This window comes from Kitasatospora sp. DSM 101779, assembly GCF_025655475.1.
Lineage (GTDB): Bacteria > Actinomycetota > Actinomycetes > Streptomycetales > Streptomycetaceae > Kitasatospora.
This window is the reverse complement of sequence record NZ_JAHTIK010000001.1, coordinates 412,496-430,296: the sequence shown is the minus strand read 5'-3', so window position 1 is coordinate 430,296 and position 17,801 is coordinate 412,496. Positions and strand designations below refer to the sequence as shown.

Genomic DNA, 17,801 nt, shown 5'->3' with positions numbered 1-17,801 from the left:
CCGGACCGGCCGTTCGGCGGCGGGTGCGGAGAATAGCGCCGGATCCTCCGCGGCGTAAGGCCGTTCCTGCGGATCGGCTGAAAGAACGCCCTGGTCGGGACGGTCGGGGCCGTTGCCTTGGCGCGGCCGGAACGCAGCTGAATACGATCCCGGCTGCGCAATTCGGGTCGGTGGGAGGGAATTCCCCGGCCGGAATCGTGCGGCCGGAGGGAGCGGACCTCCTCCCCCCGGCGCCCGACGATCCCGCCGCCCCTTGCGGCGGTGGGCGGGCAGGAATGCCGGCCCGTGAAAGGAACACGTCCTTGCTGAAGAAACTGTCCGCCGTCCTCGGCGCCGTGGTGATGGCGGGCGCCGCCACCGTGATGGCCGCCCCGCAGGCCTCGGCGCTGGCCGCCTCTCCGACGGCCCTCTGCGGCTCCGGCTACAGCGTCGTCGACTCGGAGAAGCTGATCAACCGGGAGGTGTGGACCTACCTGCTCTACAACAGCTCCAACGGCTACAACTGCGTCGTCACCATCCGCGGCGAGGCCGGCAGCCCGGTCAAGATGGCGGCCCGCCTCCAGGTCCAGGGCAGCGCGGAGAAGAACGACACCGGCTCGTACACCAAGTACGCCGGCCCGGTGTACGCGTACGGCGCGGGCAAGTGCGTTCGGTGGGGCGGCTGGTTCAGCGAGTCCGACCAGAGCTCGTACTTCAGCGACTGGGACCACTGCGGCTGACACCACCGGCGTTTCGGGGCCGGCCCGGGAGGACTCCCCGGGCCGGTTCCTCGTTCACACCTGCTCCGTGTTCACACCCGCTCCGCGCCGCCGCCCGCCTGCAGCACCAGGCTGCTCCAGCGGACGCCGTCCCGGCCGTGCAGGTCGGGGCGCTCGGAGCGGTGGAGCAGCCGCAGGCCGAGCGCCCGCGCCGCCGCGACGGTGTCCGCGGCCGACACCTCGAACATGCGCCGACCGGCGGGCACCGGGCCGTGGCGCAACTGCACGAAGAAGCGGCCGCCGGGCGCCAGCAGCTCCGCGATCCTGGCCAGGGCGCGCGACCGCTCCGCGGGGTCCAGGTGCATCCAGACCGCGGTGGCGAAGACCGCGTCGAACCGCTGCCCGTCCCGCGCGCCCGAGAGTTCCGGAAGGCTGTCGTCGACCCAGTCGATCCCGGTGCCGGGGTGCAGGCGCCGCCCGTGGCGGCGCAGGGCCGTCGTGGGCTCGACCGCGACCACGCGGTGGCCGCGGGCCGCGAGTGCGGCGGCGTCGCGCCCCGTCCCGGCGCCCACGTCGAGCACCCGCCCGGGCCCGGCCGGCACGAGGTGCAGCACTTCGTGGTGGACCTGCTCGAAGGTGACCGCCTCGTACTGCACCGCCAGCAGGTCCGCCGCCTCGGCGTAGCCCGCCGTGCCCGGAACCCGCCGGTCGCCCCCGCCCGTCCCCGCCCCTGGATCACCCATGGGCAGTAAGGCTAGCGACCGGCCGGCGCCAGCCCTGCGCCGATGAACACTTATGAAGAGATTTCATGCTCTGAAACTCTTGGTACGGAGACATCCGCCGGGGAGGGAGAGAGGAGGCCGGACCCATGCCCGGCAGTCCGGTGACGAGCGGCACGGCGGTCGGCGCGACCCGCCGGTTAGGTTCGACGCGCGCAGGTTCGACGCGCGCACTCCGGACGGTACTCGCCGCCGCGGGGGCCTCGCCGTGCGTCCTCACGCCCGTCCTGCAAGGCTCCGCCGCGCCCGCCGCCCGCGCCGACCTCGGCATCGGCCCCACCGCCGACGTCGGCGACTGGACCCACCAACTCGCGGACGACATCGCCGTGATCGCCCTCACCCGCCCGGCGGCCGAGCACGCCCCGACGGCCGCCTGACCACCGAGGCCCGGGGGCCGGTCGGGCCGCTCCCCGCTCCGGTCCGCAGTGGTGGGCGGCGCGTACTGCTGCTCCCTCTGATCCGCGTGCGGCTTGGTCTGCGGCCGGCGCCCCGCGTCCTCTCCGGGAGCGGTGCCTACGGCGGTGGCGGGGTCGCCCGGTCGCTGCCGCGGATGGTGTCCGCGGCCCGGACCAGGGCGGTCAGGACGGTGCGCACCGCCAGGCGGGCGGTGCGTTCGGGGCGGTGCAGGACGTCGATGTGGCGGCTGGCGTGCACCCCGGTGAGCGGGCGGAGCACCACGGCCGGGTGCGGCCGTGCCGTCCAGCGCGGCATCAGCGCCAGCCCGCCGCCGGCCGCGACGACCTCCGCCGCGACCGTGAACTCGTTGATCCGGTGGACGATCCCGGGCCGGCGGCCGGCCACCGCCGCAATGGCCTCGACGGTGGCCAGCAGCGGGAAGCCGTCGTGGACGGTGATCCACGGCAGGCCCGCGACGTCGTGCGGAGTCAACCGCTCCCGGGCCGCGAGGGGATGGCCGGCCGGCAGCGCCACGTCCAGCGGCTCGTGCAGCAACGGGGTGACCGCCACCGTGCCCGGCCAGGGCGCGGTGTGGTCCAGACGGTGCGCCAGGACGAGGTCGTGGTCCCGGGTCAGCTGCGGGAACCGGTCCTGGGCGACGTCCTCGTCCGCCAGGGTGAGCCCCGGGAAGCCCTCCGCCGCAGCCGCCTGACGCAGCAGCAGCGGGAAGAACGCCGCGCCCGCACTGTGGAACGCGGCGACCGACACCAGGCCCTGCGGCTGCTCCACGAACCGGTCGACCGCGTGCCGGGCCCGGGCCAGTGCCGCGGACACGTCGATCGCCGCGTCCGCGAGGGCCCGCCCGGCATCGGTGAGCACCAGGCGCCGCCCGGCACGCTCGGTCAGCGGGACCGGCACCGAACGCTGCAGCAGCCGCAACTGCTGTGACACCGCCGACGGCGTCACCGTCATCGCCTCCGCGACCGCCGTGACACTGCCGAGCTCGCCGAGCTCCCGCAGCACCCGCAGTTGGCGTTCGTCCATCCGCACAGCCTAGGTGCTGCTCCAGGAGACCTTCCGCGCAGAGCTCACCGAGGGGCTTGAGTAGTCGTACCTCATGCAGGGCGGTTCGGCCGTCGGGCACGGCAGGGGCCGTCGGGCAGACGCCCGCATCCGCCCGGCCGTTCGACCCGAGGTGATCACATGAACGCTCCGCCCGCGTACGGTCCACCGCCGCCCGTGTACGGTCCGGCGCCGCGCCGGCCGGCCGAGATCGCCTTCGGTGTCGTTTCGGGGCTGCTCCTGTTCGGCGCCCTCACGGTGAATGCGGGGCTGTCGTTCGTGAGGCTCTTCGTACCCGACGGCTGCGGATCCTCGCCCGTGTCGGGCAGGCGCGTCTGCGGCGGAACGGGCTACCTGGAGGTGTGCGCGGCACCCTGGGGCCCGCCGGTCGCGGCCGTGCTGGTGGCCGGGCTCGGCGCCGCCTGGGCACGTCGCCGCGGCCGGACTCCGTGGCCGGCCCTGCTCCCGGCGGTGCTCGTCCACCTGACCGGCCTCGGCTTCGTCCACGTCTCCGTCCGGGGGTCGACCGGTTCGAAGCCGGAGACCGGACGCGGCCCGCCGCGCCGTCCCGCAGGCCCCCCGTCGCACAGGAAGCCGAGTACGGGACGACGACCCCCGGGTCAACCGTGCAGCTGTGCTAAAAGATCGTTTCAGTAAGTGGTCCTTGGCTTCACGGTCGCGCTCCGGCAGCGTGGTGGCCGTGCCTGACAACCGCCGTACCGACCTGGTCCTGCTGCTCGTGGCGATCGTCTGGGGCTCCAGCTATCTCGCCGCGAAGGCCGCGACCGGCGCCGTCCCCGTCCTGACCGTCCTCTTCGTGCGCTACGCCCTCGCCGGGCTCGCGGCCGCCGCCGTGATCGCCGCCGGAGCCGCCCGCCGCCCCCGCCGACGCACCGGCCCGCGCACCCCGGCCCGGCTGCGGCCCGCCGAGCTGCGGTACGGCTCGGTGCTCGGCCTCACCCAGGCCGCCGTCCTCGCGATCGAGACCTACGGCGTCGCGCACACCAGCGCCGCCAACGCCGGACTCATCATCAGCCTCACGATCGTGCTCACCCCGCTGCTCGACCGCACCGGCGGACGCGGCCCGCTGCCGGGACGGTTCTTCGCCGCCGCCGGGCTCTGCGTCCTCGCCGTCGGACTGCTGATGTCCGGCACCGGCCTGCACACCCCCGGCCTCGGCGACCTCCTGATGCTCGCCGCCGCGGTCGTCCGCGCCGCACACGTCGCACTCGTCGGACACCTCACGGCCGGACGAGACCTGCGCCCCATGCACCTGACCGCCGTGCAGACCGCCGTCGGCACGGCCGTGTTCGCCGCGCCCGCCGCCGCGGGCCTGCACGGCCTCGCCCAGGCGAGTGCGGCCACCTGGGGATCGCTGCTCCACCTCGCGCTGTTCTGCAGCGTGTTCGCCTTCCTCGCACAGACCTGGGCGGTGCAGCGCAGCTCCGCCAGCCGGGCCAGCCTGCTCCTCGGCACCGAACCCGTCTGGGCGGTCGCCGTCGGCATCGGTCTCGGCGGCGAACGGCTCACCGCACCCGCCGCCCTCGGCGCCGTGCTCATGGTCGCCGGCACCTACTGGGGCCAGGCCGTCGAACGCACCCACCGCACCGCGGCACCGGCCGTCGCCGACCGCCCGGCCGAGCCGCTGCCCAGCGCCTGACCGGCCGCGGCCCGGTGCAGCGGCTGCCGACCGGCATCACTGCGGAGTGTCTTCACGGGCGATCGGGTAGCCACAGGGGCGCTGGGGGGTGCCCCCAGCGCCCCTGAACCAACCACCCGACCGCCCTTTGAAGACATCCCCTACCCCGGTGCGGACCGGGAGACGGCGGCGAGGGCGTCGACCAGGGCGCCGACCAGCGGATCGGTACAGTCCGCGGGTCGGGCGGCGACGATCCGGCTCGGCGGGTGGCCGTCCACCGGGACGAAGGCGATGCCGGCCCGCGCATGCCGCAGCGCGGCCCCGGCCGGCAGCAGCCCCACGACGCCCTCCCACACCACGCTGTGCAGGCACTCCTCGACCGAGGCCACCACCGGGCCGGGGGAGTCGTCCCCGCCGGCCAGCCAGTAGGCGCGCCACCGGGCGTCCGTCCCGGGCGGCAGGCGGAAGCGCGGGCGGGCGACCAGCTCCGAGACGTGCAGCCGGTCGCGGTCCGCGAGCGGATCGTCGGCGGGCACGGCCGCGACCACCGGCTCCACCCCGAGCGGGCGGACCGTCAGACCGGCGGTGTCGAAGGGCAACCGGGTCAGCGCCAGGTCCCCCCCCGCCGCTCCCGCAGCCCGGCACTCGGGTCGGTGACCGGCGCCTCGCGCAGCCGTACCCGCAGCCCGGGGCGGCTGCGCCGCAGGGCGGCCAGCGCCGCCGGGCCGACGTCCAGACCCGCACCGGCGGCGACGCCGACCACCAGCACCCGGCCGGCCCCGGCGCCGCGCACCCGTTCCCGGGCGCGCTCGGCCCGTTCCAGGAGATCGCGCGCCTCCGCGAGCAGCACCTCGCCGGCCGGGGTGAGCCGGGCCCCGGTCGGGATCCGGTCGAACAGCCGGCACCCGAGATCCGCCTCCAGGTCGCGGATCCGGCGGCTCAGCGGCGGCTGGGCGAGGTGCAGCCGGGCCGCCGCGCGGCCGAAGTGGCCCTCCTCGGCCACCGCGACGAAACAGCGCAACGCCCGCAGGTCCATGACCGGCCACGATACCCAGAACCGAACCGCCCGTCCGAAACCGGTCTTGGACGGGCCCGGGCCGCCCCCGGTGAGGTGGTGTCGGGCGGCGGACAGCAGTGTCCGCCGCCACCCGTCGACCGAGGAGTCCGCCCGTGTACGAGAACCCAGACGACCTGCACCGCGCCCGAGCCGTCGGCCGGGCCGCCCCGGCGGAGTTCGCCGCCTGGCTCGCCTTCCAGGAGGCCGTCGACCGGGAGGACGGCGTCGTGCCGCGGCGCTACCGCGAGCTGATCTCGGTGGCCGTCGCGCTCGTCACCCAGTGCTCCTACTGCCTCGACGTGCACACCGCCGCAGCCCGCCGACACGGCGTCAGTGTGGAGGAACTCGCCGAGACCGCCTTCGTGGCCGCCGCCGTCCGGGCGGGCGGGACGCTCGCCCACGCCCTGCTCGCCGACCGGCTCTACGAGCAGCACGGCAGGCACGGCCGCGCGGACGGGGCCGTGCACGGCGACGTGTCCGTGCGCGGCTGACGGCCGTTCGGCGGCGGGCGGCCCGAGGCCGGCGCCGACGGTCGGTCAGTGCTGCCGGGCGGTCAGCGCCCGGACGGCCGCGGCGGCGGCATCACGGACGGTCGGGAACCAGTCGTCCGCGGCCGTCCGCCGCAACCGTTCCACCGCGCCGTGTGCGCCGACCCGGCCGAGCGCCGTGGCGGCGCGGGCCCGGACCCGTTCGTCGGGGTGGGCGAGGGCGCGCTCCAGCAGCGGGCCCGCGGCTGGGTCGCCGCGCAGACCGAGGGAGGCCGCGGCCTCGGCGCGGGTGCGGGAACACGGGTCGGAGAGGAACTCCGTCAGCAGTCGTACCGCGCGGCCCGTCCCGCAGTCCGCACGCCCGAAGAACCAGGCGAGCGACTGCCGGAGCCGGCGGTCGGCCTCCGGCGTCCACGGCACGTACGGGAGCAGCGCCGCCACCGCGGCCGGGCCCGCCGCGACCAGCGCCCGGCTCGCGGCCTCGTGCAGCCGGCGGTCGTCCGCCGACCCGGTGAAGACGGCCACCAGGGTGCGCACCGCGCCGGGGCCCGGGCGCAGCGCCGCCAGAGCCTCCAGCGCCACCAGGGCCACCGGGCGCGGCGCGGTGGCGAGACGGACGAGCAGCGGGACGAAACGGTCGTCGGAGACCCGGGCGACCGCCCGCACCAACTCCTCGTCCCAGGGCAGGTCGGCCGTGACGGTGAGCCGCAGCAGTGCGTCGATGCGATCCGGATCGGCCCGCCGGCACAGGTCGAGGACATGGCCGCGGGCACGGTGCGCGGGCGGGCCGTCCGGTGTCTGCGGTCGGCGGTGCCTCGTGGCCACGGCTTCGGACGGCGGTTCGACATCCATGGGCACGATCCAACCCGGCGGGAACACGGCCGTGCAACGGGATTCCGGGCAGCCACGGGCAGCCCGGTGGCAGCCGGATGCCGTTCGTCGTCGGGTCGTGAGGATCTGCTCCTCAGCGCTCGGCCGCCGGGGGCGGTTCGGCCGGGCTGGGGGGGGAGTGCGGCCGGCGCGGGTGCCGGCGGGTGAGCGCTGCGCCCTCGGCGGAGGGGCGGCCGGTGCGTCGGGTGTCAGGGGAGGGTCAGGATGCGCGGCCCGTCCTCCGTAATGGCGACGGTGTGTTCGATGTGGGCCGCGCGGCTGCCGTCCGTGGTGAAGAGCGTCCATCCGTCGGCGCCGGTGCGGTAGTCGTCGCGCCCGCCGGCCATGAGCATCGGCTCGATCGCGAGGACCAGGCCGTGGCGCAGCGGGAAGCCCCGGCCGGGGCGCCCCCGGTTGGGCAGGTGCGGGTCCTCGTGCATCCGGCGGCCGATGCCGTGACCACCGAAGCCCTCCGGCATGCCGCAGCGGGCCCGGCGGGCGACGGTGCCGACAGCGTGGGAGATGTCGCCGATGCGGCCGCCCGCCACGGCGGCGGCGATACCGGCGTCGAGGGCCCGGCGCGTGGCGTCGATCAGGGCCTGGTCGGCGGGCCGCGCCGTGCCGACGGTGAAGCTGATCGCGGCGTCGCCCGTCCAGCCGTCCAGCTCCGCGCCGCAGTCGATGCTCACCAGGTCACCGTCGCGCAGCCGGTACCCGGTCGGGATGCCGTGCACCATCGCGTCGTTGACGGAGGCGCAGATCACCGCGGGGAAGGGCGTGGGCGCGAACGAGGGCCGGTACCCGAGGAACGGGGAGCGGGCCCCGGCCTCGGCGAGCACACCGCGCGCCACCTCGTCGAGTTCCAGCAGCGACACTCCCGGGCGCGCGGCCCCCTGCACGGCCTCCAGCGCGCGGCCGACCACGCGTCCGGCCTCACGCATCGCATCCAGCGCCGCGTCCGACTTGATCTCCACCATGTGCGATTCCCCACCCCGGATGGACCCAATACTTATACCGGTATTAATATCACGGTCATGGTGAGGACTCCATTGACCCCGTGGGAGCGCGAGCGCGGCGAGCGGTTCGGCGCACTGCTGCGCCGGGCCCGGGGCGACCGCAGCATGGTGGAGGTGGCCGCGGCGGCGGGCGTCTCCGCCGAGACCCTCCGCAAGATCGAGACCGGCCGGGCACCGACACCGGCGTTCTTCACCGTCGCCGCCCTGGCCGCAGCGCTGGACGTCTCCCTCGACCGGCTGGCCGCCGCCTGCGCGGAGGGCGAGGGCGGGCGCGACGAAGCGCTCTCGGCGCTCTCGGCCTGAACGGGCGCCTGATCCCGCCCGCCGAACCTCTGAAGGTGCTCAAGTCCGGTATGAAGCAACGGAGTCGGGGGAATTCGCCGGTCGGGCCAGGTGTGTCCCGCGTCGGGCCGCACCCCGCTGTCCGGCACCGCGGCCCGCCTCCGGAGGTGGACGATGGGAACGTTCTGGACGGTCTGCTCGGCGGCCGGCGTGGTCGTGGCCGCACTGCTCCGCCACTGGCCCGCCCGCGGCCGGACGGACGGCCTGGGCGCGGCACGCCTGGCAGCCCTCCGCGGCGGTCCGAAGGCCGCGCTGGTGGTGGTCGTCGTCGAGTTCCGACTCTCCGGAGCACTGGACGCCGACCGCGGCGGACGGCTCCGGCTAAGCGGCAGGGTCGACCTGCCCGCCGACCCGACCCCCGCGCACCGCGCCGTCCGCAGCGCCCTGTCCAGACCGCTCGCCCTGGCCGACGTGGCCGCACGACCCGCCGTGCAGCGGGCCCGGCACGATCTCCGCCGGGACCTGTCCGACCGTCACCTGATCTGCGGCCCGACCCGGCTCGCAGGGGTACGCCTCATCTCGGCCGCCGCCGCCGGTGCCGCCGGCACGGCGATCCTCCAGGGCTCCGTCGTGCCCGGCGCGCTGCTCGCCGCCGCCGCCCTCGCCCTGCTCCTCGCCGGCCCCCGAACCGCGGCCGGCCGACGCGAACTCGCCCGCCTGCGCCGACTCCACCCCCTGCCCACGGTCTCTGCCGCGACCACCCGCCCCGTGGACCGACCGGGCGCCGCCGAGGAGACGGCCCTGCTCGTCGCGGTCCACGGCAGGCGCGCGCTGCGCGTCCTGCTGCCCGTCTTCTCCGCCCGGACGGGACTGCTCGGCGGCCGGACGGCCCGCGACACCGTCAGCCGCTCCGACGGAGCCCACGGCTTCCACCACGCCTGGATCTCCGGCTCGGACACGGGCGGCGGCCACGGCCTCTGAGACCCACCCACCCGGCCCCGGCCCGACCTGACCGGCCGACAGGACCGCCGGCCCGGGGCCGAGGCGACGCGGACCGGGGAGGGGAGCCCTCAGCCGGCGGCCTTCGCGATGAGCTCGGCGATCCGCGCCTCGGTGTCGGCCGTCAGCTCCGTGAGGGCGTAGGAGGTGGGCCACATGGCGCCCTCGTCGAGGTCGGCCAGGTCGCTGAAGCCCAGGGTGGCGTACCGGGTCTTGAACTTCTGGGCGCTCTGGAAGAAACAGACGACCTTGCCGCCCCGGGCGTACGCCGGCATCCCGTACCAGAGCTTCGGTGCGAGGTCCGGTGCCGTGGAACGGACGATCCGGTGGAGCTGTTCGGCGAGGACCCGGTCCGCCTCCGGCATTTCGGCGATCTTCGCCAGGACGTCCTGCTCGGCGTCCGCCTTGGCCGTGCGGGGACTGCGGCGCGCGGCGGCCTTGAGCTCCTGGGCGTGCTCCTTCATCGCCTCGCGCTCCTCGGGCGTGAACCCGTCGAACTTCTGCTCGGCGGCACTGCTGCTCCGGGGGGACTTCTTGGCGTTCGACATGTCGCTTCCTCTCGTGCACAGGTCTGTAGGGGTTCGCGCCGACACCGCTGCGGAGGGCATGCTCTGCCGCACCGCGGTCAGGGGCCAGGGTAGGCGGCAATGGCATGGGAGAAGCGGGAGTTCTCCAACGAGTCGCATCGGCCCCGGGGGTGTCTTCAAGAGGCAGTCGGGTGGTTGGTTCCTGGGAGGTGCCCCCACGCGCGCCCCTTGTCGGTTCCCATGCGCCCGTGAAGACACGCTCCGGGGGTGCCGGTCAGTCGAGCCAGCGGCCGTCGCGGAGAAGGGTGCGGCCGGGCGGCTCGTCCGCCTCGCGCCGGGCCTGGAGGCGGCGCGGCGTGATGCGGAACCAGCGGTACGGGGTGGCGAGGGTGCGGGGGTCGGAGCCGGTGCGTGCGGCGAACCGGTCGCCCCGCTCCCGGGACAGCGCATCGATCTCGAGGACGTCGACGTCGCCGTCGATCACCGTCACGTCGCGGGTGGGCCCGAGGGCCGTCCGGCCGGGCCGCCGTCGGTTCCCCGCCCGTCCGGGCGGACTGCCGCCCCGGATCGTCCGTGCCGGTCATGCTCGCTCCCGAGGTCGCGGCCGTGATCGCCCGGGCCTCCGCCGGGCCCGGTCGCCGTGGTCACAGCCTCTCCCGACCGGTGTGCCCTCCGCCTCCGTGCCGACCACGGAGAGCACCACGGAGTGCGGCACGGAGAGCCTCACCGAGTGCGGTACGGAGCGCGGCGCGGAGGGCCTCACCGAGTGCGGTACGGAGCGCGGCACGGGGGGCGCGGCGCGCGGACCAGGCCGGTGGGCGGGAATGCCGCGGGTGCGGAATTCACACGCATCTGGAGTTCTTGTGAGGTCTCACCCGCCGCCATTGACAGGTGCTCGACACCGGTTGCTAAGCTGAACCGCACACGATCAAAGATCAATTGCGCCGCGTTTGCGCGCCTGGGGGCAGATAGTTGATCAATGTGACGCGCGAGAGCGCACCAGCGGCGGCGGACGGTTCATCGGCGAAACTGCTGAGCCTTTTCGCCACTCCGGTTGCGAAGATCCCGTGCCCTTTCGGCGCGGAAATCAACGAGGAACTGGCGGCAGCCGTACTGAGCCGGTCGGCGGCGGACATCAAGGACCTCTCCTTCAAGTCCGAGACGGTGGGGAACCTGACGGACTGGGGCGATCCGGGGGTGGACCGACTCACCTCCTGGGTCCTGGCCATGGCCCGGACGTTCGTGGAGACCCTGCGGGGCGAACCGCTCCACCGGGCCGTGGGTGCGACCCGCCCGTCGGACGTCCGCCTTGCCGCGCACCGCAGTTGGGCGAGCATCTACCGCGGCGGCAACCATCACGCGCCGCACTTCCATCCCAACACGGCGATCGCCGCGGTCTACTACGTCGCTTCGGCCGGCGCCTGCGACCTGGAGCTGGCCGACCCGCGCGCGAACGTGGAGTTCTTCGACCCGGGCATCAGCTTCGCCAACGAGGGCCGGACCGTGCGGATCGGCTCCGGCCCCGGAACGCTGCTGCTCATGCCGGGCTGGATGAAGCATTCGGTACCCCCGTACGAGGGTGCCGACGTCAGAATCTCGATCGCGTGGAACCTGGCCTACGCCTTCAGCGCGGACGTCGCCCTGCAGCCGGCCGGCGACTGAAAGGAGATCCCGAACCCGACCGGAATCGCCCTGCGCCAAAGATCCGCGATCACCGCACACAGATGCACGTCCGATCAATTCCGAGGAGTAATCTGTGGCCATCGAAATCTACTCGACCGACACCGACTCGGGTCAGATCAGCGTCGTCCGCAAGGAGGGCGACGGCTACGAGCACGTGACCTCGATCCCCGTCGGCAACGCACCGCGCGGCAGCGTGAAGTTCACCCGCGACGGACGCGGCTTCGTCTCGAACACCTCGACCAACTCGGTCTCCGAGATCGACGCCCTGACGCACCGTGAGGTCGCCCGGATCACCGTCGGCTCCGGACCGCGCGGGCTGGGCATCCTGCCCGGCGACCGCTACATGCTGGTCTCCAACTCCGGCTCCAACACCGTCTCCGTGGTCGACCTGGAGTCGCGCGAGGAGCTCACCCAGATCGCCGTCGGCCGCGACCCGCGGCACATGGCGATCGTCGGGGACAGCGCCTACGTCTCCGTCTGGGGCTCCGGGTACATCTCCAAGATCGACATCTCCGGGCTGAGGAAGGGCGACGCCTCGGACGTCCGCGAGATCGCGCGCATCCGCATCCAGGAGAACTCCCACCCCTACAGCCTCAACGTCGACCGCACCGGCCGCTTCGCGCTCGTCGCCTGCAACTCCGTCGACTACGTGCCCGTCATCGACCTCGCCACCGACCAGGTGGTCAAGCGGGTCCCCGTCACCAGCCAGGGCGGCCGCGCCGTCGCCTTCTCCCCGGACAACCGCTACGCGCTGGTCACCCTGGAACGCGAGTCGGTGATCGCCGTCATCGACATGGAGACCCTCGAGACCACCCGCTACCTGCCCACCGGCCCGTCCCCCCGCGGCATCGCCGTCGACGAACGGGACTTCACGGTCTACGCCTCGGCGTTCGCCCGCGGCACCGTCCTGCACGTCGACCAGCCCGGCAGCATGCCGCACGCCATCACCGTCGTCCGGCTGGAGGACGTCGACCTCGGAGCCGAGCAGGACTCCCCGGACCGCAAGCCCGTCTTCGCGGACATCCCGGTCGGCTACGGCCCCTGCAGCGTCTCGCTGTTCGACACCGACCGGGTGAGCCTGGACAACGTCGACCTCGACGCCGCCCACATGTCCCACAGCTCGGTCGGCTCCGCCGGCTGACCACGGACCACCGCACACCGCCTGCGCCGCCGTCGGGACCCGACGGCGGCGCACGCAGGGAAGGACACCCACACCCCGCATGAAGTTCCACGCCCTCCAGCCCTGGGCCCTGGTGCCCGAACGGCGCACGGTCGACATCGAGGCCGCCAAGGAGCGCGAACGCCTCTACAGCGACAACTTCCGCTTCCTGCGCGCCGCGCGGCAGCCCGAGTTCTGTGCGCCCTGGGTGCTGGGCCAACGCATCGGATGGCGCATCCCCAGCCCGGTCGACGTGACGCTCTCCCCGCTGCCGCAGGTGGAGATCTCCGCACAGGAGGCCGAGGCCGCGGCCGCCGCCGTCGGCAAACAGGAGGTCTGGTTGCGCAGCGGCACGGCGCTGGCCATGGACAAACCGCCGTGGCTCCACCTCTTCCAGTTTCGCGAGGGCGACGGCTGGGGGAGTATGTTCGTCCCCAACGGCCGGGGCACGGTGGAATGGCGTCTGGGCTGGATGCCGGAGGACGTGGCACCGCTGTCCGTCCTGACCTTCCCGTCCGAGGAACTGCCGGACCTCGGCGTCCAGGTCGGCGTGCTCACCGCGGCGTCGCTGGGCCGGATGGAGTCGAGCGGCTTCAGCATCGCCGTCAGCCCGCGAACCACCGTCCACGTCCGCCGAGGACAGGAGATCGCCCGGATCGTCCTCGTCGGCCCTGAATCCCTGCGGGACTCGTGACTGCCGAACTGACCACCGACGAGGCGCGCCGCATCGCGGTCGCCGCCCAGGGCCTGCACCCCGTGCAGCCCGCCACCCCGACCGCGGCCGAGACGCTCGCCCGGCTCGGCTGCCTCCAGATCGACTCGATGTCTGCCGTCCGACGCTCCCACGAACTCGTCCTGCTCGGACGCGGAGTGACACTCGATCAGGCACTGACCCTCGGTACGGCGGCACAGGCTGGTACCTCGTTCGAGGGAATGGCCCACGCCCTCTCGCTCGTCCCGCTCGACCTCTGGCCGGCGTTCGGGTTCCGTCGTCGCCGCATCCTCGCGGACGGCTGGCGCGGCCCGGCCGTCGACACGGCGGCCGTCGACCGTGCGCGTGACGTCCTCCAGGCCCGGGGCCGGGTCCGGCTCCGGGACTTCGGACGGACGACCGGCACCGGCTGGGAACGGGACTCGGTGTTCCGCTGGGCCCTGGAGTGGCTGGCCGCCACCGGCGGCGCCGTCTGCGCCGAACGCGACCGCTGGGAACGGGTCTACTGCCTGCCCGAACTCGCCCTCCCCGAACACCTGCTGCGCACCGAACTCCCGGACGACGCGTGCCTCCGGCTGCTGTGCGCCCGAGCCGTCGACGCACTCGGCGTCGCCACCACCAAGGACGTGGCGGACTACTTCCGGCTCCGGCCGGCCCAGGCCGAGGCCGCTCTCACCGCCCTCCGGCTGGAGCGGCGCACGGTCGCGGGGTGGCGCGAACCGGTCTGGCTGGCCCCGGAGGCCGACCCCGGGCAGAAGGTCGACGAGGACGCCGTGACCCCGCTGTCCCCCTTCGACTCACTGATCTGGACCCGCGAGCGGCAACTGCGGCTCTTCGGCAAGGACTACCGACTGGAGGCCTACAAACCCGCCGCCAAGCGGGAGTTCGGCTACTTCGCGCTGCCCGTCCTGTACGGCGCCGACATCGTCGGCCGCCTCGCCCTGCGCCGCCGCCCACCCGCGCTCGTCGTGGAGAACTCCGAGCTGGACGACGGCCTGGCACCCGCCGTCCTGGAACGGGCCGCCGCCCTCGCCGCCGAGTGGACCGGCAGCGACACGGTCAGCCACGAAAGGGACCACGCGTGACCGAGCAGCCCGCACCGCCCACCTACCGGACCCTGTGGGGCGACCGCCGCGTCGTCTGCGTCATCACCGCCGTCACCCTGGGACGCCTCGCGGCCGGCATGGTCCCGTTCGGCATGATCGCGCTCTTCACCGGCCGGCACCAACTCGGCTGGGCGGGAGCGGCCTTCGCTGCTTTCCTGATCGGCGCCGCCCTCAGCGGCCCCGCCAAGGGCGCCCTGATCGACCGGTTCGGCGCGCACCGGCTGCTGCTGCCCATGGCGGCCGCCTTCGCCGCGACGACGTCCGCCGCGGCCGTACTGGCACTGTCCGACTCGGTCGTCCTCCGGCCGCTCGCGCTGGCCCTCACCGCCGCGTCGGCCGCGCTCGCCCCGCCCAACAGTGCCGTCCTGCGGACCGTCTGGACGGAGATCGCACGCAGCGACGAGGAGAACACCCGGCTGCACTCGCTCGACTCCGTCGTCGAGGAGGCCACCTTCGTCGTCGCACCCCTGCTGACCTCCGGCATCTGGCTGGCCGTCGGGGCCCAGTGGGCCGTGATCACCGGCGGGCTGAGCGCCCTGCTCGGCACGCTCTGGTTCAAGCGGATGATCCACTCGCTGGGCGCCGACCGGGTGCTCCGAGGCACCCCGAAGCGCTCCGGACCCGCCGGCGGAACCGACGGACGCGGCGGGGTGCTCCTCTCGCGCAACGGTGCGGCGCTGCTCGTGCCGATGGCCGCACTCGGCATCGCCATGGGGGCGCTCAGCGTCGGCTACCCCGCCTGGACGCTCGCCCACGGACACGTTCAACTCGCCGGTGTGCTGATGGCCCTGGATTCGGTCGGCGGCATCGTGGCCGGCCTCCTCTACGGCCGCCTGCCCACCCGTGACGCCCGGCCCTGGCTGCGCTACTTCGGCGCCGTCCTCGTGCTGGTCGCCGGCCTCGCCGTGGTGGCCGTCAGCGGCGGCCTCGCCCCGGTGATGCTGGGCAGCCTGCTCGTGGGGGCCTCGCTCACCCCGATGTACATCATCGCCTACGTCCTGGTCGGCGCCGGATTCCCGAAGGACCGGCACACCACGGTCAACGCGGGCATCGGCTCGGCGTACAACCTCGGCTCCGGGGCCGCGGCCCTGGCCGTCGGGGCACTGCTCGGCGGGTGGCGGCTGACGCCGACCCTCCTACTGGTGGCCGCCGTGGCTCTCGTCCTCGGGGCCGCCGCCCTGCTCGGCCGCACCCTGCCCACCGCCACCGACACGGGCGCGGCTGCGGACGCTGCCGGTGGCAGCGATTTGGCGGCCCCGGTGGAGGCCGACGCCCGGTAGCGGTCCCGGCCCGGTGGGTGGCCACGGCGTGCAGCCCGCCCCGCCTCCACCGGGCCCGGCCCGACCCGACCGCGCGCTTCGGCATGTCGGCAAAGGCGGGACAGGCGGCCATGGGGCTTGTCTTCGAGGAGCAGTCGGGTGGTTGGTTCAGGGGCGCGGGGAACCGCCCGGTCCCGACCTGCGTGTTCGAGCCCCGTCATGTGCTCCTCTTCCGCCGGGTGCCGCACTCACAGGTGACGGTCCGTCATGTATTCACGGTGGCGGTCGCGAATGCACAGCGACTAAACGCCCGGGTGGGCCCCGGGCGGCCGGTCCCGGGTGCCGGGCGGCGGGCCGAGGACCAGCGGTTCGGCGGTGCCGGCGGGGAGTTCGTCGACGGCCGTGTCCGCAGGGGTGCCGGCCGCGACGGTGAGGACGGCGGTCGGGCGGAGCGCCCGGGCGGCGGTGTCCGGGTCGGCCGCGGCGCCGACCCGCAGCAGGCGCAGGGCCCGCGGGTCGGTGGCGGCGCGGTCCGGGAAGGCGTCGGGGTCGATCTCGCCGGGCCCGAAGCACTCCCGGTGGGCGCAGAAGTGGCCGTCAGCCGGCCGTCCTCCCAGCGCCGTTCGGCCCAGTCGTCGGTCGGCAGGAGGTGCCAGCCGCCGTCGATCTCGTGGGTGAGCGCGCCCAGCCGGGCAATGGCGCGCTCGGCGGGCGGTCCGACGGCGACCGCGACCGACTCCGGGTCGGCCGGGTTCGGCCCGCTGATCAGTCGTATCTCCGCCATGGTTCCAGTGGATCAGGCGCGGCGCGCGGAAGGCCTCCCGGGAGCCGCCGGCGACACCGATCGGTGCCGCCGGCCGCCGCCGCGGGGGTGAGGTGACGTCAGCTGGTGCCGCCGTTGACGACCGGGCTCTGGATGGCGCCGACGGTGAGCTTGCGCCGGTTGAGGATCTCGTCGTAGGTGCCGTCGGCGACGAGGCGCCGCATCGCCTTGGCGAGGACGTCGCGCAGCTGCTGGTCGCTCTTGCGCAGGGCGATGCCGTACGGCTTGGGCTGGAGCTGCGGACCGGCGATGTCGAAGGCCTTGCCGTCGGCCGCCACCTGCGAGTTGTAGAGGGCCTTGGGGTAGTCGGTGACGTAGGCGTCGGCCCGTCCGCTGCGGAGCTCCTCCATGGCCCCGGCGTCGTCGGTGGTCTCCACGACCTTCAGCGGCTTGCCCTGGCCGTCGCAGAAGGCCTTCTGCCGGACGGCGAGGTCGTTGTGGGTGGTGCCCTTCTTGACGGCGACGCCGTGCCCGCACAGGTCGTCGATCTTGGCGATCTTGGCGGGGTTGCCCTTGCCGACCATGATGCCGATGCCGGCCATGTAGTAGTCGACGAAGTCCACGCCCTCGTTGACCTGCTTGCCGCTCTTGTCCAGCCCCTGGCGGCGGTTGAGGTTGTCGGTGATGCCGGACATCGCGACGTCGTACTTCTTGTCCAGCAGCCCGGGCAGCACGTTGCTGAACGGTCCGGCGTCCTGGAACTCGAACTTGACGCCGAGGACCTTCGCCATGGCGGCGCCGAGGTCGGGGTCGAGCCCGTCCGGCTGGCCCTCCGTGCTGCGGAAGATCACCGGTGCGGCAGTGAGCGAGGCGCCCACCCGGATCACCCCGGCCTTCTTGACGGCCTCGGGGAGCTGGTCGTGGAGGTCGGCCTCGTTCGTGCCGGAACCGCCCGCACTGCAGGCGCTCAACAGCAGGGCGGAGGAGAGGATGGCGGTGACGGCGGTGCGGCCGCGCCCGGGCAGAGAAGTCATCGTATTCCCAAGTCGTTTCAGAGCGCGGCAAGTTCGGGACACGACGACACAAGGCAGTCCGAGGGCTCTCACTGGCCCCGCTCCGGTGAGATGAGTCGCCTCCGGCCGCCGAGGCCGCCCGGGCATGCCGGGGCGACCTCCGGAGGGACGCTGTACTCGGCCGATGATAGTTCGCGGGGCCGTGGACACGACACGTGGGGTCCCGCTCAGCGGACACCGGTGCTCCGGTTTGCCGCATGTCGGCGCCCGCTTTAATGAATGAACAGGCATTT

The 17,801-nt window shown here is 74.1% G+C and carries 21 protein-coding genes; 11 read left to right on the top strand and 10 right to left on the bottom strand.

The window, feature by feature from the left end; translation table 11 throughout:
* The first annotated feature begins 302 nt into the window (after window positions 1–302).
* Window positions 303–719: an acetyltransferase gene (locus tag KSNIM_RS01950; protein ID WP_263101445.1), complete on the top strand. Its 417-nt coding sequence runs from the start codon at window positions 303–305 to the stop codon at window positions 717–719.
* Window positions 720–790: 71 nt separating this feature from the next.
* On the opposite strand, the gene KSNIM_RS01945 is transcribed toward KSNIM_RS01950, so the two are convergent.
* The gene (locus tag KSNIM_RS01945; RefSeq protein ID WP_263101444.1) at window positions 791–1,441 is read right to left on the bottom strand and encodes a class I SAM-dependent methyltransferase; all 651 of its coding nucleotides are present in this window, start codon (window positions 1,439–1,441) and stop codon (window positions 791–793) included.
* Between the two features lie 125 nt (window positions 1,442–1,566).
* Between KSNIM_RS01945 and KSNIM_RS01940 the strand changes: the two genes are divergently transcribed.
* The gene (locus tag KSNIM_RS01940; RefSeq protein ID WP_263101443.1) at window positions 1,567–1,854 is read left to right on the top strand and encodes a hypothetical protein; all 288 of its coding nucleotides are present in this window, start codon (window positions 1,567–1,569) and stop codon (window positions 1,852–1,854) included.
* Window positions 1,855–1,990: 136 nt separating this feature from the next.
* Here KSNIM_RS01940 and KSNIM_RS01935 read toward each other — a convergent pair whose 3' ends face one another.
* A complete protein-coding gene (locus tag KSNIM_RS01935; RefSeq protein ID WP_263101442.1) occupies window positions 1,991–2,917 on the bottom strand; it encodes a LysR family transcriptional regulator in 927 nt (308 codons plus the stop codon).
* A gap of 718 nt (window positions 2,918–3,635) precedes the next feature.
* Here KSNIM_RS01935 and KSNIM_RS01930 point away from each other — a divergent pair.
* The gene (locus tag KSNIM_RS01930; RefSeq protein ID WP_263101441.1) at window positions 3,636–4,595 is read left to right on the top strand and encodes a DMT family transporter; all 960 of its coding nucleotides are present in this window, start codon (window positions 3,636–3,638) and stop codon (window positions 4,593–4,595) included.
* A gap of 140 nt (window positions 4,596–4,735) precedes the next feature.
* On the opposite strand, the gene KSNIM_RS39025 is transcribed toward KSNIM_RS01930, so the two are convergent.
* Together KSNIM_RS39025 and KSNIM_RS39020 are read right to left on the bottom strand one after the other, a co-directional pair.
* A complete protein-coding gene (locus tag KSNIM_RS39025; RefSeq protein ID WP_317633982.1) occupies window positions 4,736–5,173 on the bottom strand; it encodes a LysR substrate-binding domain-containing protein in 438 nt (145 codons plus the stop codon).
* Between the two features lie 5 nt (window positions 5,174–5,178).
* On the bottom strand, window positions 5,179–5,610 hold the full coding sequence (locus tag KSNIM_RS39020) for a LysR family transcriptional regulator (RefSeq protein ID WP_317633981.1): 432 nt from the start codon (window positions 5,608–5,610) through the stop codon (window positions 5,179–5,181).
* Between the two features lie 134 nt (window positions 5,611–5,744).
* Between KSNIM_RS39020 and KSNIM_RS01920 the strand changes: the two genes are divergently transcribed.
* A complete protein-coding gene (locus KSNIM_RS01920) occupies window positions 5,745–6,122 on the top strand; it encodes a carboxymuconolactone decarboxylase family protein (RefSeq protein WP_263101440.1) in 378 nt (125 codons plus the stop codon).
* Window positions 6,123–6,167: 45 nt separating this feature from the next.
* Here the strand turns inward: KSNIM_RS01920 and KSNIM_RS01915 are convergent, their stop codons facing one another.
* Together KSNIM_RS01915 and map are read right to left on the bottom strand one after the other, a co-directional pair.
* On the bottom strand, window positions 6,168–6,971 hold the full coding sequence (locus tag KSNIM_RS01915; RefSeq protein WP_263101439.1) for a HEAT repeat domain-containing protein: 804 nt from the start codon (window positions 6,969–6,971) through the stop codon (window positions 6,168–6,170).
* A 227-nt stretch (window positions 6,972–7,198) separates the two neighbouring features.
* Window positions 7,199–7,966, bottom strand: a complete 768-nt coding sequence (gene map, locus KSNIM_RS01910) for a type I methionyl aminopeptidase (RefSeq protein WP_263101438.1) — start codon at window positions 7,964–7,966, stop codon at window positions 7,199–7,201.
* A gap of 57 nt (window positions 7,967–8,023) precedes the next feature.
* On the opposite strand from map, the gene KSNIM_RS01905 reads away from it, so the two are divergent.
* A complete protein-coding gene (locus KSNIM_RS01905) occupies window positions 8,024–8,308 on the top strand; it encodes a helix-turn-helix domain-containing protein (protein ID WP_263101437.1) in 285 nt (94 codons plus the stop codon).
* 153 nt (window positions 8,309–8,461) lie between these two features.
* The gene (locus KSNIM_RS01900) at window positions 8,462–9,268 is read left to right on the top strand and encodes a TIGR04222 domain-containing membrane protein (protein ID WP_263101436.1); all 807 of its coding nucleotides are present in this window, start codon (window positions 8,462–8,464) and stop codon (window positions 9,266–9,268) included.
* Between the two features lie 89 nt (window positions 9,269–9,357).
* On the opposite strand, the gene KSNIM_RS01895 is transcribed toward KSNIM_RS01900, so the two are convergent.
* The 3 genes from KSNIM_RS01895 to KSNIM_RS01885 form a co-directional block, all read right to left on the bottom strand.
* The gene (locus tag KSNIM_RS01895) at window positions 9,358–9,834 is read right to left on the bottom strand and encodes an iron chaperone (protein ID WP_263101435.1); all 477 of its coding nucleotides are present in this window, start codon (window positions 9,832–9,834) and stop codon (window positions 9,358–9,360) included.
* A 253-nt stretch (window positions 9,835–10,087) separates the two neighbouring features.
* Window positions 10,088–10,303 carry a hypothetical protein gene (locus KSNIM_RS01890; RefSeq protein WP_411543639.1) on the bottom strand — a complete coding sequence of 72 codons (216 nt, stop codon included), beginning with the start codon at window positions 10,301–10,303 and terminating at the stop codon, window positions 10,088–10,090.
* 445 nt (window positions 10,304–10,748) lie between these two features.
* Window positions 10,749–10,949 (bottom strand): hypothetical protein, encoded by a 201-nt coding sequence (locus KSNIM_RS01885; protein ID WP_263101434.1) that lies wholly within the window; start codon window positions 10,947–10,949, stop codon window positions 10,749–10,751.
* A 28-nt stretch (window positions 10,950–10,977) separates the two neighbouring features.
* Between KSNIM_RS01885 and KSNIM_RS01880 the strand changes: the two genes are divergently transcribed.
* The 5 genes from KSNIM_RS01880 (at window position 10,978) to KSNIM_RS01860 (ending at window position 15,753) form a co-directional block, all read left to right on the top strand.
* Window positions 10,978–11,475 carry a 2OG-Fe(II) oxygenase family protein gene (locus KSNIM_RS01880; protein WP_263101433.1) on the top strand — a complete coding sequence of 166 codons (498 nt, stop codon included), beginning with the start codon at window positions 10,978–10,980 and terminating at the stop codon, window positions 11,473–11,475.
* A gap of 94 nt (window positions 11,476–11,569) precedes the next feature.
* A complete protein-coding gene (locus tag KSNIM_RS01875) occupies window positions 11,570–12,637 on the top strand; it encodes a YncE family protein (protein WP_263101432.1) in 1,068 nt (355 codons plus the stop codon).
* A gap of 79 nt (window positions 12,638–12,716) precedes the next feature.
* The gene (locus KSNIM_RS01870; RefSeq protein ID WP_263101431.1) at window positions 12,717–13,349 is read left to right on the top strand and encodes a hypothetical protein; all 633 of its coding nucleotides are present in this window, start codon (window positions 12,717–12,719) and stop codon (window positions 13,347–13,349) included.
* Window positions 13,346–14,452, top strand: coding sequence for a DNA glycosylase AlkZ-like family protein (locus KSNIM_RS01865; protein ID WP_263101430.1), 1,107 nt, complete (start codon window positions 13,346–13,348; stop codon window positions 14,450–14,452). Before KSNIM_RS01870 ends, KSNIM_RS01865 begins: the two co-directional genes overlap by 4 nt.
* Window positions 14,449–15,753 (top strand): MFS transporter, encoded by a 1,305-nt coding sequence (locus KSNIM_RS01860; protein ID WP_263101429.1) that lies wholly within the window; start codon window positions 14,449–14,451, stop codon window positions 15,751–15,753. Before KSNIM_RS01865 ends, KSNIM_RS01860 begins: the two co-directional genes overlap by 4 nt.
* An 861-nt stretch (window positions 15,754–16,614) precedes the next feature.
* On the opposite strand, the gene KSNIM_RS01855 is transcribed toward KSNIM_RS01860, so the two are convergent.
* Window positions 16,615–17,529 carry an ABC transporter substrate-binding protein gene (locus KSNIM_RS01855; protein WP_263101428.1) on the bottom strand — a complete coding sequence of 305 codons (915 nt, stop codon included), beginning with the start codon at window positions 17,527–17,529 and terminating at the stop codon, window positions 16,615–16,617.
* Between the last annotated feature and the right edge of the window lie 272 nt (window positions 17,530–17,801).

What these genes read in the sequence shown, in the direction of transcription:
- KSNIM_RS39020 (WP_317633981.1), bottom strand. Translation starts at nt 5,610, where the DNA reads ATGGACCTGCGGGCGTTGCGCTGTTTCGTCGCGGTGGCCGAGGAGGGC.
- map (WP_263101438.1), bottom strand. Translation starts at nt 7,966, where the DNA reads ATGGTGGAGATCAAGTCGGACGCGGCGCTGGATGCGATGCGTGAGGCC.
- KSNIM_RS01885 (WP_263101434.1), bottom strand. Translation starts at nt 10,949, where the DNA reads ATGTCCGCCGCCGACCGGCTCAGTACGGCTGCCGCCAGTTCCTCGTTG.
- KSNIM_RS01900 (WP_263101436.1), top strand. Translation starts at nt 8,462, where the DNA reads ATGGGAACGTTCTGGACGGTCTGCTCGGCGGCCGGCGTGGTCGTGGCC.
- KSNIM_RS01895 (WP_263101435.1), bottom strand. Translation starts at nt 9,834, where the DNA reads ATGTCGAACGCCAAGAAGTCCCCCCGGAGCAGCAGTGCCGCCGAGCAG.
- KSNIM_RS01945 (WP_263101444.1), bottom strand. Translation starts at nt 1,441, where the DNA reads ATGGGTGATCCAGGGGCGGGGACGGGCGGGGGCGACCGGCGGGTTCCG.
- KSNIM_RS01905 (WP_263101437.1), top strand. Translation starts at nt 8,024, where the DNA reads ATGGTGAGGACTCCATTGACCCCGTGGGAGCGCGAGCGCGGCGAGCGG.
- KSNIM_RS01915 (WP_263101439.1), bottom strand. Translation starts at nt 6,971, where the DNA reads ATGGATGTCGAACCGCCGTCCGAAGCCGTGGCCACGAGGCACCGCCGA.
- KSNIM_RS01870 (WP_263101431.1), top strand. Translation starts at nt 12,717, where the DNA reads ATGAAGTTCCACGCCCTCCAGCCCTGGGCCCTGGTGCCCGAACGGCGC.
- KSNIM_RS01940 (WP_263101443.1), top strand. Translation starts at nt 1,567, where the DNA reads ATGCCCGGCAGTCCGGTGACGAGCGGCACGGCGGTCGGCGCGACCCGC.
- KSNIM_RS01935 (WP_263101442.1), bottom strand. Translation starts at nt 2,917, where the DNA reads ATGGACGAACGCCAACTGCGGGTGCTGCGGGAGCTCGGCGAGCTCGGC.
- KSNIM_RS01855 (WP_263101428.1), bottom strand. Translation starts at nt 17,529, where the DNA reads ATGACTTCTCTGCCCGGGCGCGGCCGCACCGCCGTCACCGCCATCCTC.